The organism is Treponema putidum, assembly GCF_000755145.1.
Lineage (GTDB): Bacteria > Spirochaetota > Spirochaetia > Treponematales > Treponemataceae > Treponema_B > Treponema_B putidum.
The window spans coordinates 783925-795062 of the sequence record NZ_CP009228.1; the positions used below are offsets into that span (position 1 = coordinate 783925).

Consider the following 11138-nt stretch of genomic DNA (forward strand, 5'->3'; position numbering starts at 1 on the left):
ATTCAGTATTATCAGTATAACTGTAATGCGGAGTTTGTGCAAGGTATTAGATGAAAATATCAATGTTTAATTGTAACTATTCAGCACCTGTGCCGAAAAACGGCTATTTTCAGCTTTTTTAATAAAATCAAGCGCTATATGTAACGTATATGGAATATTTAACGCTATATATAGTGGAACTGAATAGTTATGTTTAATTTTTACTGAAAAGTACTATTGACCTGATGAAAAAAAAATCATTATATGTTATAATGCCGTATTGGTATTATGGATCACTTAACAGCTGAAAAACGTTCATGGAATATGGGTAGAATACGGTCTGAAAATACTAAACCGGAAATACTTTTCCGTAGGGCAATACATAAAAAAGGCTACCGGTATAGACTTTATGCTAAAAACTTACCGGGAAAACCTGATATTGTACTTAAAAAATACAAAACGGTTATTTTTATAAACGGTTGTTTCTGGCATAAACACGAAAATTGTAAGCGGGGAAATAAACCCAAAAGCCGTAATGAATATTGGGATGAAAAATTAGAGAAAAATGTTTTGCGTGATAAAAAAAATTATGCAGAATTGAAAGAGCAAGGCTGGAATGTTCTAGTTATTTGGGAATGTGAAATAAAGGATATAAGTAAGGCGGTTTTAAAATTTGAAATATTTTTAGAAGAATTGGAGAATTGAATGGTTAAAAATGATAAAACTGTAAATGTAATCTCTCTTTTTTCGGGCTGCGGAGGTCTAGATTACGGTTTCCATAAAGAGGGATATAAAACAGTTTGGGCAAATGACATTAATAAATGGGCAGCAGCGACTTTTAGAAAAAACTTCGGCAATGTAATTACAGAAAAAAATATAGAAGAAATAGACCCTGCACATGATAAATCCATTCCTGAATGCGATTTAATTTTAGGAGGGTTCCCTTGCCAGGATTTTTCGATTATATGGAAGCAGCCGGGATTAGACGGTGATAGAGGAAATTTATACAAGAACTATTTGCGTTTTATAGCTGCAAAAAGACCTAAGGCATTTGTTGCCGAAAATGTCAAAGGGCTGCTTACAGCAAACAGGGGAAAAGCAATTAAACAAATGGTGGAAGACTTCAGCAATATTTCGCCCGGATATATGGTTAAAATACAATTATATAATTTTGCCGAATATGGAGTACCTCAGTTCCGTGAACGGGTAATCATTGTGGGGATACGGCTGGATCAAGAATTTAATTTTATACATCCTGGACCTACTCATGGTCCCCGTGGCCAAAAACCGTATATTACAGCAGGACAAGCACTGGAAGGTGTTGAAAATGTTAAATACAATAATGAGCACATGAATATTGCTGAAAAGACTAGAAAATTACTTAATCTTATACCGGAAGGCGGAAATTTCACGGATGTTCCGGAAGATAATCCTTTATATGTAAAGGGCATGATAAGTCATGTATACCGGAGGATAAATAGAAATGAGCCGGCAAAAACGATTATAGCTGCCGGAGGAGGCGGTACTTGGGGGTATCACTACCCTGAACCGCGCCCTCTTACAAATAGAGAACGGGCAAGATTACAGTCGTTTGATGACAACTTTATTTTTGAAGGTTCTGTTACGGAAGTAAGAAGGCAAATTGGAAATGCTGTTCCGCCTCAAGGAGTCCGGCTGCTTGCAAAAACGCTATATCCATTATTTACAGAAAAATACATTAGGACTGATATAAAAGAAGTAGGTCAAATTTTAAAAAGCCTAACAATTAAGGAGCAGCTTGAATTTGATGAAAATTGCCGTAATAGAGGAAAAGATAAAAAATGCTCGAACTTTTAAATTCAAACTATCAGCCGATAAAAACACCATGCAAAAAATTTGAAGATACATTTTATACATTATTAGAAAAATCCAGCAGATTAAAAGCTGCAAGCGGATATATTTCTGAAGATGCTATAGCTGACTTATTGGCATTATATAAATCAGGTTTTAAATTAGAGCTTACTCTAATTGTAGGAATGCATCTATTTGAAGGTTTTTCATACGGGCAATATGAGGCTTTGTGCAGCCTTGCCGATATCCTTCAAGAAAAACAATTAGGAAATATTTATTTAGCAGCAGCTGTAAAATATCATGGAAAAGTATACTTATTTAGAAACTCCGAAGGAAAAGAAACTTCTATTCTGGGATCAAGTAATTTAACAAAAATATGTGCTGCAGAGCATATTTATGATACTGATATAGTTACTGATGATGAAAATATAAATTTTCAAATTAATAGTTTTCTTGATATGCTTCAAGAAAAAAATTGTCAACCGATAGATAAAATTGATAAAAATCGAATCAAAATACTTCCTCCGTCTGACTTATTTGAGAACTATTTACTGGTAGAAAAAGTATCATCTAATGAATTAGCTGATATACAAAGCCGGAAAATCGGTATAACATTTCAAATTGAAATAAAACCGGAAGAAAAAAGTCACTTAAACTGTTACTTTGGGAAAGGGCGAAAAAATTTTTCTAACGGTTCTATTCTTCCGCGCCCATGGTATGAAGCAGAAATTATTGTTTCAAGTAAAATTACAAAGCTTGCCGGCTATCCTAAAAAAGGACAAAGTTTTTATGTAATAACTGATGACGGATATAAATTTAAATGCAGCACTATGGGGGACTATTCAAAAAATTTTAGGAGTACTGATGATTTACGCATTTTAGGCAGATGGCTTAAAGGCCGGATGGAAAATAGTAAAGCACTGAATATTGGAGAAAAAGTGACGGAAAATACACTAAAAAATATGGAAGGAATAATATAACCTTAACAAAAACAGCAATCCCTGATTTATGGTATCTTGATTTCGGAGTACACTAATGAAATTTCTTGAACATTATATTAATTCGATAAAATATGAAGAAACAAAACAAACAATCCTTAATGTAACTGGTGAAATATTTGAAAAACATTTAGCAGATTATAATTATCAAAGCAATGTCAACGGTTTATTATTAGGAGAAGTACAAAGCGGTAAAACAGGACAAATGTTTGGAGTTGTTGCAGCTGCTGCCGATAGAGATTTTAAAATTTTTATTGTGCTTACTACTGATAATAAAAGACTTCAAGAACAAACTTTTAAACGGGCCTTGGATGTATTTTCTGAATTTTGTATATGCGGTGAAAATGATGAACTACGTTTTAAAATGAATAAAATGCGTAAACCAGTTATTATTGTACTCAAAAAAAATACTTCGATTTTAAAAAAGTGGCGTAATATTATAATAAACAGTAAATTCCTTGATGGGCGTTCTTTATTCATCATTGATGATGAAGCAGATGCAGCAAGTTTAAATACAAAAATAAATAAAAATGAAGTCAGTACAATTAATAGAAATATTGCTGATATTAGAAATACAGCTGTATCATGCATTTATTTACAAGTTACAGCAACTCCGCAAGCAGTACTTCTTCAAACAGACGGCTCAGAATTTAAGCCCGAATTTATAATTTACTTCCCTCCCGGAAAAGCATATTTAGGAGGAGATTTTTTCTTTTCAAAACCCGAATCATATTGTATCAGATATGTAAATGACGAAGAAATAAAAGATATAAAAAAAGTTGATACTGAAATATCAGAAGGCCTGGCATCTGCCGTATTAAATTTTCTTATAGTATGTGCTCATATTAAATTATCAAGAACCGGAGACGCTTGTAATTTTTTAATTCATCCTAGTGTGCGGATACATGAACATCAAATTATAGCTGAAAAAATAGGAGAATTTCTAAATGATTTGCTTCAAAATACTGATGATACCGAGCTTAAAAAGAATTTTGAAGATGAATGGAAAAATCTGTATACAACAAAGCCGGAAATAAAAAAATTCCCTGAAATATACGTCTGCATAAAAGATTTATTATTTAATACAGAAATAGATATTATAACGCTAAATTCAAAATCAGATGCAGAAAGAACATTTGATACAGGTTTTAATATCGTTGTAGGAGGAAATACTCTTGGAAGGGGTGTTACTTTTCCAAATTTACAAACAGTATATTATTCAAGAACGGCAAAAGTACCGCAAGCTGATACTTTTTGGCAGCATTGCCGTATGTTCGGTTATGACAGAGACCGTGCTTTAATACGCTTATTTATGCCTCCGTTTATTCATAAATTATTTCAAGAGCTGAATAACTCTCAAGCAGTGTTAATAAAACATCTTACAGAACATGGTTTAGAGAATAATCAGCTTATGTATATTGACGGAATACGTCCTACGCGTAAGAATGTCATAAAATCATCATGCCTGCGTTTAATAACAGGCGGAGTAAATTATTTTTCTGCATTTCCTATTAATTCTGATTTGGATAAATTAGATAATCTTCTATCTGCTTATACTGAGAAATCGGTTATAGATGTTCCGCTTCATTTTATTGAACAACTCTTAAGTAATATATCAAGTGAAGATAACAATGACTGGAATTCAATAAATTTTATTAATGCAATCCGTATGATTTCAAAATCAGAAAATAATAACGGACGAGGTAAGTTATTAGTAAGACGGGATCGCAATATTTCTAAAGGTACAGGTACTATGCTTTCTCCAGATGATAGGAACACTGTTTCAGATTACAGCAATGATGTATTTTTGGTTATGTATAGACTTACAGGAGAAGCTAGGCAAGGTTGGTCTGGAAAACCATTTTGGATGCCGAATATAAGGTTGCCTGACGGTTTTGTGTTTTATAAAATGGAGTAGAATTATATTACCACGTAACAAAGATACCAGTACATCCGGCAAAGCTGAACCGGTATCTTTATTGTGCTTAAAGCTGTTTATCTAGGAACTAACCCGCACATACAACTGCTGCATAGTAACAGGTTTAGAATCATTTTCTAACTTTTTTTGTTTCCACTATCACGAAATGAAAGGTATAAACCTCCACCTACAACACAAGCCCCTGCAGCAAACCAAAAAATGATTACTCCAAGTTTATGCAAATATTCATCAGGTTGAGTTGCTAAATCGCCTAAGGAGTTAAAAACTTCCTTCATAATTTTCTCCTTTATGTCCCGCTGAATGGCAGCCTATAAAAATATGGGACATTATATTTTCATAGACTATTGACATTTCCATTTATGGAAACTATAATATAAATATATACCGAAAATAAAATTATGTCAATACCTAATTTGAATATTTTATCAAATCATATTTCCGTATTCGGTATTACAGGATATAATTTATGGATACAATTAATTATTTAGAAGTTTATCACCGTATTAGCATATTAGCAAAAGAGAAAGGTATAAACTTAAGTGATTTAAAGGAAATAGGCATAAATCCTCAAATATTTACCCGGATGAAAGCAGAACCGCCATCGATTCCGAGTGCTGATAAAATATACCAGATAGCACATTATTTTAACACTTCTGTAGAATATTTATTGACGGGGAAAGGATGTACCAATGAAGAACTAACACCTGAGGAGTATAGCCTACTTATTAATTATAGAAAATTATCATCATTAGATATTGAAACCGCAAAAGCTATACGGAAAACGGTACAGCAGCTTGCTGAAAATCCTAAAAAAGATGCTGCTAATTCAGCTGCGGGTATAGGGGCTGGTTTTGCGCTGGCTGGGATAGGGGCAGCTATAGGTATTATAGCTGCTTTGCTTTCTGCAAATAAAGATAAATAGTTTTTTCTATAAAATTAATTCTTAATTTTACCCCACTCGCCAGTTGTCTACTTTGTTTTGGGCTTCGACCATTTCTTTATAAAAGGTGCATCGCGAAATCAATTCTTCATGTGTGCCGGAATCTAGTATGCGGCCTTTATCCATAACGATTATTTTGTCCGCGTTTTGTACGGTGTTCAGATGATGCGCAATCGTGATAACCGTTTTGTTTTTTCTTAACTCTTCGATCGCCTCGTTTATAAGTTTTTCGTTTTCGCTGTCTACGGCAGCCATCGCTTCATCTAAAATAAGAATTGGGGCATTTTTAAGAATCATCCGGGCAATGGATATTCTTTGCTTTTCTCCTCCCGAAAGTTTTACCCCCATCTCTCCCACCCTTGTGTTGTAGCCGTGAGGCAGGGCGGAAATAAAATCATGACATCGTGCTTTTTGAGCGGCTTCTATCACTTCCGCTTCGGAAGCGCCCGCCTTACCGATCGCGATATTTTCAAAGATGCTCATATTAAAAAGAATTACTTCCTGCTGAACACTTCCGATAAGAGCGGAAATGCTGTCCGTATCATAGCGTGAAATATCTTTACCCGAAATTGTGAGCACACCTGAATCAACATCCCAAAAACCCATGATAAGATTCGCAAGCGTGCTTTTACCGCAACCGCTCGGCCCGACAAGCGCATTTAAAGTGGTTTCTTTACATTGTACAGTAATATCTTTTAACGCAAAGCCGTCTTTTTCATACTTAAAATGTACGTTCTTACATTCTATATCTCCCATTTTCAGTTTTTCGCTGACCTTTTCTTTTGCAAGAGGCGCACAGAGAATCACCGCTATGCTTTTGAGCTTTTCAGTAAACACGATGGAAAAGTGATGGAGCGTTGCGGTTTTACTTATTGCCGACACAAATACCGAAGATAAGATAACGGACAATATAAACTGAGCGGTAGAAATATTGTTATGTAAGAGCAGTATACTTCCTAACATCATAACCGATACCGCACCGGCTTCCATAAAAATATCGATAAGCACCATCGGACCCGTAACGGCACCCATACTTTTTTTTACATCTTGCACATAAGAGCGTGCAGAATCCAAAGTCCTGCCGCTAAAACACTCTTCTTTTGCAAAGGCCTTTATGACGGCAATATTTTTTACGTACTCCATCATGTCTTCCCTCATCTGCATTTCTCTTTCAAAATATATTTGAAATTTTTTTTGCATGGTCTTTGCAGATAATTGTTGTACAAGGAACATAAGCGGTACCCCTGCAATCATTATTAATGCGAGCCGGTAATCTATAAAAAGCATTGCAATAAAAACCAGAACAGGAAGAAGGGTTGCCGCCATAATTTCCGGAAGACCGTGCGCCAGATATATTTCAATCTGCTCTACATCGTGTTCAACAATGCTTGTAAGCTCGCCGGTAGTATGCTTTTTAAAAAATCCTAAATTCAATTTTTTCAGGTGTTCAATTATGGTAAGCCGTAATTCCGTCAATGTACTAAAAGCCCTGTCATGAGCTGTCTTTACGGCAAGATAGTTACAACACGCCTTCAGCATAAACGAGATGAAAATGCCTACGGCAATCATTTTAAAATATTCCCTTTCCGCTTTTCCCGAAAATAAGCTGCTTATCACCAGTACCAATAAAACCTGCGGTAGTAAGTCAAACACTATTTTAAATGCAAGCAGCATATTGGGCAAAAAGGTTTTACCCGTCACCTGTTTTTTCAATTCCTTTTCAGTCATATCTACTCCTCTCTACATCTATAATGCGCATGTATATTCGTTTATCTTTAAAACTGAATAATATTGAATATTTATTCAATATTGACAGATAAAATGAGGAGCGGTTGAACGCTCCTAAAATCAACATACCCTGACGTAAGCTTTGGGGCACAGTGCTCAACGTTTCGCACTGTGTGTTCTATAAGGTGGTTGCAGTCGGCTTTAATACCCTTTGTTACGACGTAAGCGTCGGGGTATTAAACCCTCTGCACGAATAAATTCTCTTCTATACTAAAGTGATTCCACGCCGTTAAAATAACACTTATTAAGAACAAAGAGCATATCTTCTGCCCATTTTTCATTTTTATAGTGCCGTACAATTTCCATAAGTCCCTCAACATAATTATTTGCCAAAATATGAGCAAGCATGGGATCGTGCTTGGTTTTTGAATATCTCTTTAAACCGTCTTTTATATGCTGTTCCAATCGTTTAACCCACATATCTTTTGCATTCTCATGTTTCGTTCCCGAGCTCTTGTCGATCAAAATGATGAGTTTAATTCTGTTTTTTAACAGTTTGGGAAGTTGAGATGCTCCGCCCCGATTAAATCTTTCATAGGGACTTCCGGCCTCCATCTTTTCCTCATCTTCCATCATCTTAATGATGTTATCTAACACACCTGCGACTACTTCATCAAATAAGCCTTCTTTGTTTTTGAAGTAGGTATAAATAAGCGCAACAGGAATATCAGCCTGTTCTGCAATATTCGTCAGCTTTGCGCTTCTATAATCTTGTTCATAAAATACTTTTTCCGCAGCTGTCAGAATTCTATCCTTGACTTCTTCTTTTAATACCTGCATACCGCCCGCACGCTCAAAACGTTCTCCTTTCTATTCTATCAATACTGAATTATAATTTAATAATAAATCTTTATTCAATATTTGTCAATAGAGGTAAACAAATTTTATTTATTTTACCTCTATGCCTCTTAAAAATATTAACATAAAAGATAAAAAACGTTTAATTAAGAATCAGGGCTTCTTTCATTTCATCTTGCCCCAAGATTGCCGTAAAAGGATAGTTTTTCATAGTGATTTGAGTATAGCATTTTTGGACCGGGATATCTAGGGGTAGAGTCCTTGCAGCTATGAAAGAACAGCCGTATAATAAGTATCAATAAAGGGGAAATTATGGGAAAATTGTTGTGGAAGCGGGTGTACGATCTGCCGGAAAAAGGCGACGGGTTTAGGATTTTGGCGGATAGGCTGTGGCCGCGCGGAATTTCGAAAGAAAAGGCCTGCATCAGCGAATGGGCAAAGGAAATTACACCTTCGTCGGGTTTGCGGCAAGCTTATCACCGCGGCGAAATCGATTACAAAACTTTTTCGGAGCTGTACGCAAAAGAGTTGGTGCAAAATCCATGCACAAAAGATTTTACGGATAAAATCAAGGCCGAATTAAAAAATAGAAATGTTACAGTTTTGTATGCGAATAAAGATGTTGAACAAAGCCATATTCCCGTTTTGCAAAGGTTTATCGAAAAAGCTCTGAACGGCTGAAAGCAGTACTGTTGTAATCTTAGGTGATACAATTAAATCTTGCGCAAATCAGACTTGTTTTTTCTGTTAATTTGAATATAATTATGTATAGAAGAGGTTTCTATGAGAAAAAAATTAAATATTACCGAAGGAATTTTTCCTATGCCCGTATTAATGGTTGCTACCTATAACGATGATGGAAGCATAAATGTTATGAACGCTGCATGGGGAACTATGCAAGAACGTTCCATTATAGCTCTTAATTTGACCGAAACACATAAGACAGTAAAAAATATCAAGGCGAGAGGCGCTTTTACCGTTAGTATTGCTGATGCTGCTCATGTACTTGAAGCCGACTACTTTGGTGTTGCATCCGGTAATAAGGTTCCTAATAAGCTGGAGAAGACCGGTCTTACCGCAAGCAAGGCGGAAACCGTTGACGCTCCTGTTATAAACGAATTTCCGATTTGTCTGGAATGTGAATTTATTGAGTATCAAGATAATAAATATGGTTGCGGTGTTATAGGAAAGGTTGTCAATGTAACTGCTGACGAAAGTATTATGCCTAATGGAAAGCTTGATATGTCGTTAGTAAATGCCATAGCCTTCGATCCATATACACACGGATATTACAAAGTATCAGAGCGTGTCGGTGAAGCCTTTAAAGACGGTTTAAAGCTTAAATAATGAACCGGTGTTTAATAATATCCTTTCTGAATAAACAACAGAACCCCTTTAAAAAAACACCGATTAGCCCACAAGACTAATCGGTATGGTTGACTTTTTAAAGCATCCGGTTATTTTATAGGTTCCAAATGAGCTTGGAAGTGTCTAAGAATCGGGGGTTCCCAGATAATTTTGTAGCCCTTAACCTGAGAGGCTCTTTCTTTAATTTTGATTAAAGCTCCTGCAATAACATCTAAGTGAGATTGGGTGTATACTCTTCTCGGAATTGCAAGACGGGCAAATTCGAATTCGGATTTGATTTGTTCTCCGGTTTCGGGATCGTTTCCTAGCATAAAGGAGCCGATGTCGCATGTTCGGATTCCGGCTTCTTTATACAACTCTACGCAAAGAGTGTGGCCGGGGAATTGATAATACGGAATGTGCGGGAACATGGCGTTTGCATCAACATAAACGCCGTGACCGCCTGCCGGGTTTTGAATAGCAACACCTGCATCAAGGAGCTGAGAGGCTAGGTATTCCATAGAAGCATTTCGGTATCTTAAATATTCTTCATCAATACCTTCATACAGACCGATAGCTAAGGCTTCAAGGTCTCGTCCTGCAAGGCCTCCGTAGGTAATAAAACCTTCAAAAGAAATACAGTTACCCTTAATCATTTGGTAAATTTCTTGATTGTTTTTAATACCGATCAAACCGCCCATATTAACGATAGCATCTTTTTTTGCACTCATCGTAAAAGTGTCGGCATAGCTGAACATTTCACGGATAATCTCTTTAATAGGCTTGTTCTTAAATTCTTCTTCTCTTTGTTTTACAAAGTAGGCATTTTCTGCAAATCGTGCTGCATCAATATTGAACAAAATGCCGTATTTTTTTGCAACTTTAGCAACATCACGGATATTCTGAATTGAAACGGCTTGTCCTCCGGCTGAATTGTTTGTAATAGTCATTACAATCATACCGACTTTTTCTTTTCCATGTTCGTTAATAAGCTGCTCCAGCTTTTCGACATCCATATTTCCCTTAAAAGGTGCATATTCCGCAGGTTTTTTTGCTTCCTTACATACACAGTCAAGAGGTCTTCCTCCGGCTAAGGTTACGTGAGCTCTAGTTGTGTCAAAGAACATATTTGAAATTGCAACTTGGCCTTTTTTGAGAAGCAAGGGGAATAAAACCTTTTCTGCAGCTCGACCCTGATGAACGGGCTGGATAAATTCATATCCGAAGATATCCTGTCCTGCTTCAACCAATTTAAAATAGCTTTTTCCTCCGGCATAGGCCTCATCTCCGACCATGACGCCGCTCCACTGCTTATCGCTCATTGCGTTAGTTCCGCTGTCGGTCAATAAGTCAATATAGACATCTTCGCCGCGTAAGTTGAACATATTGTATTTTGCTTTTTCAAGATATTTAATACGGTCCTCACGCGTTGTCATTTTGATGGGCTCAACCATTTTAATTCTAAACGGTTCCGGTACATACTTTTTCATTAAAAAGCCTCCTATAGTTATTATGACGC

General features: G+C 36.1%; 11 protein-coding genes. 7 read left to right on the top strand and 4 right to left on the bottom strand.

Going from position 1 to position 11138, the window contains the following annotated elements; all coding sequences use genetic code 11:
* Positions 1 to 267: 267 nt before the first annotated feature.
* Genes JO40_RS03565 through JO40_RS03580 form a run of 4 tightly spaced genes read left to right on the top strand, consistent with a single transcriptional unit; the run spans position 268 to position 4725 of the window.
* On the top strand, positions 268 to 684 hold the full coding sequence (locus tag JO40_RS03565) for a very short patch repair endonuclease (RefSeq protein WP_044978040.1): 417 nt from the start codon (positions 268 to 270) through the stop codon (positions 682 to 684).
* Positions 685 to 1815: a DNA cytosine methyltransferase gene (locus tag JO40_RS03570; RefSeq protein WP_044978042.1), complete on the top strand. Its 1131-nt coding sequence runs from the start codon at positions 685 to 687 to the stop codon at positions 1813 to 1815.
* Positions 1800 to 2789 carry a restriction endonuclease PLD domain-containing protein gene (locus tag JO40_RS03575; RefSeq protein ID WP_044978044.1) on the top strand — a complete coding sequence of 330 codons (990 nt, stop codon included), beginning with the start codon at positions 1800 to 1802 and terminating at the stop codon, positions 2787 to 2789. The genes JO40_RS03570 and JO40_RS03575 overlap by 16 nt, the downstream gene beginning before the upstream one ends.
* Before the next feature lie 55 nt (positions 2790 to 2844).
* Entirely contained in the window at positions 2845 to 4725 is a 1881-nt protein-coding gene (locus JO40_RS03580; protein WP_044978045.1) for a Z1 domain-containing protein, read from the top strand.
* Positions 4726 to 4862: 137 nt separating this feature from the next.
* Here JO40_RS03580 and JO40_RS13850 read toward each other — a convergent pair whose 3' ends face one another.
* Positions 4863 to 5021 carry a hypothetical protein gene (locus JO40_RS13850; RefSeq protein WP_158506568.1) on the bottom strand — a complete coding sequence of 53 codons (159 nt, stop codon included), beginning with the start codon at positions 5019 to 5021 and terminating at the stop codon, positions 4863 to 4865.
* 191 nt (positions 5022 to 5212) lie between these two features.
* Between JO40_RS13850 and JO40_RS03585 the strand changes: the two genes are divergently transcribed.
* Positions 5213 to 5668 (top strand): helix-turn-helix domain-containing protein, encoded by a 456-nt coding sequence (locus JO40_RS03585; RefSeq protein ID WP_044978047.1) that lies wholly within the window; start codon positions 5213 to 5215, stop codon positions 5666 to 5668.
* 27 nt (positions 5669 to 5695) lie between these two features.
* On the opposite strand, the gene JO40_RS03590 is transcribed toward JO40_RS03585, so the two are convergent.
* Entirely contained in the window at positions 5696 to 7414 is a 1719-nt protein-coding gene (locus JO40_RS03590; RefSeq protein WP_044978048.1) for an ABC transporter ATP-binding protein, read from the bottom strand.
* Positions 7415 to 7684: 270 nt separating this feature from the next.
* Positions 7685 to 8254: a TetR/AcrR family transcriptional regulator gene (locus JO40_RS03595; RefSeq protein ID WP_044978050.1), complete on the bottom strand. Its 570-nt coding sequence runs from the start codon at positions 8252 to 8254 to the stop codon at positions 7685 to 7687.
* A 330-nt stretch (positions 8255 to 8584) separates the two neighbouring features.
* Between JO40_RS03595 and JO40_RS03600 the strand changes: the two genes are divergently transcribed.
* Positions 8585 to 8953 (top strand): DUF488 domain-containing protein, encoded by a 369-nt coding sequence (locus JO40_RS03600; protein WP_002666419.1) that lies wholly within the window; start codon positions 8585 to 8587, stop codon positions 8951 to 8953.
* A gap of 102 nt (positions 8954 to 9055) precedes the next feature.
* Positions 9056 to 9619: a flavin reductase family protein gene (locus tag JO40_RS03605; protein ID WP_044978052.1), complete on the top strand. Its 564-nt coding sequence runs from the start codon at positions 9056 to 9058 to the stop codon at positions 9617 to 9619.
* Positions 9620 to 9729: 110 nt separating this feature from the next.
* On the opposite strand, the gene JO40_RS03610 is transcribed toward JO40_RS03605, so the two are convergent.
* Positions 9730 to 11109 carry a tryptophanase gene (locus JO40_RS03610; RefSeq protein ID WP_044978054.1) on the bottom strand — a complete coding sequence of 460 codons (1380 nt, stop codon included), beginning with the start codon at positions 11107 to 11109 and terminating at the stop codon, positions 9730 to 9732.
* Positions 11110 to 11138: the final 29 nt, after the last annotated feature.

Bases quoted from the DNA above. Each gene is read 5' to 3' on its own strand.
- JO40_RS03570 (WP_044978042.1), top strand. From the start codon at position 685: ATGGTTAAAAATGATAAAACTGTAAATGTAATCTCTCTTTTTTCGGGC.
- JO40_RS03605 (WP_044978052.1), top strand. From the start codon at position 9,056: ATGAGAAAAAAATTAAATATTACCGAAGGAATTTTTCCTATGCCCGTA.
- JO40_RS03585 (WP_044978047.1), top strand. From the start codon at position 5,213: ATGGATACAATTAATTATTTAGAAGTTTATCACCGTATTAGCATATTA.
- JO40_RS03610 (WP_044978054.1), bottom strand. From the start codon at position 11,109: ATGAAAAAGTATGTACCGGAACCGTTTAGAATTAAAATGGTTGAGCCC.
- JO40_RS03575 (WP_044978044.1), top strand. From the start codon at position 1,800: ATGCTCGAACTTTTAAATTCAAACTATCAGCCGATAAAAACACCATGC.
- JO40_RS13850 (WP_158506568.1), bottom strand. From the start codon at position 5,021: ATGAAGGAAGTTTTTAACTCCTTAGGCGATTTAGCAACTCAACCTGAT.
- JO40_RS03600 (WP_002666419.1), top strand. From the start codon at position 8,585: ATGGGAAAATTGTTGTGGAAGCGGGTGTACGATCTGCCGGAAAAAGGC.
- JO40_RS03565 (WP_044978040.1), top strand. From the start codon at position 268: ATGGATCACTTAACAGCTGAAAAACGTTCATGGAATATGGGTAGAATA.
- JO40_RS03580 (WP_044978045.1), top strand. From the start codon at position 2,845: ATGAAATTTCTTGAACATTATATTAATTCGATAAAATATGAAGAAACA.
- JO40_RS03595 (WP_044978050.1), bottom strand. From the start codon at position 8,254: ATGCAGGTATTAAAAGAAGAAGTCAAGGATAGAATTCTGACAGCTGCG.
- JO40_RS03590 (WP_044978048.1), bottom strand. From the start codon at position 7,414: ATGACTGAAAAGGAATTGAAAAAACAGGTGACGGGTAAAACCTTTTTG.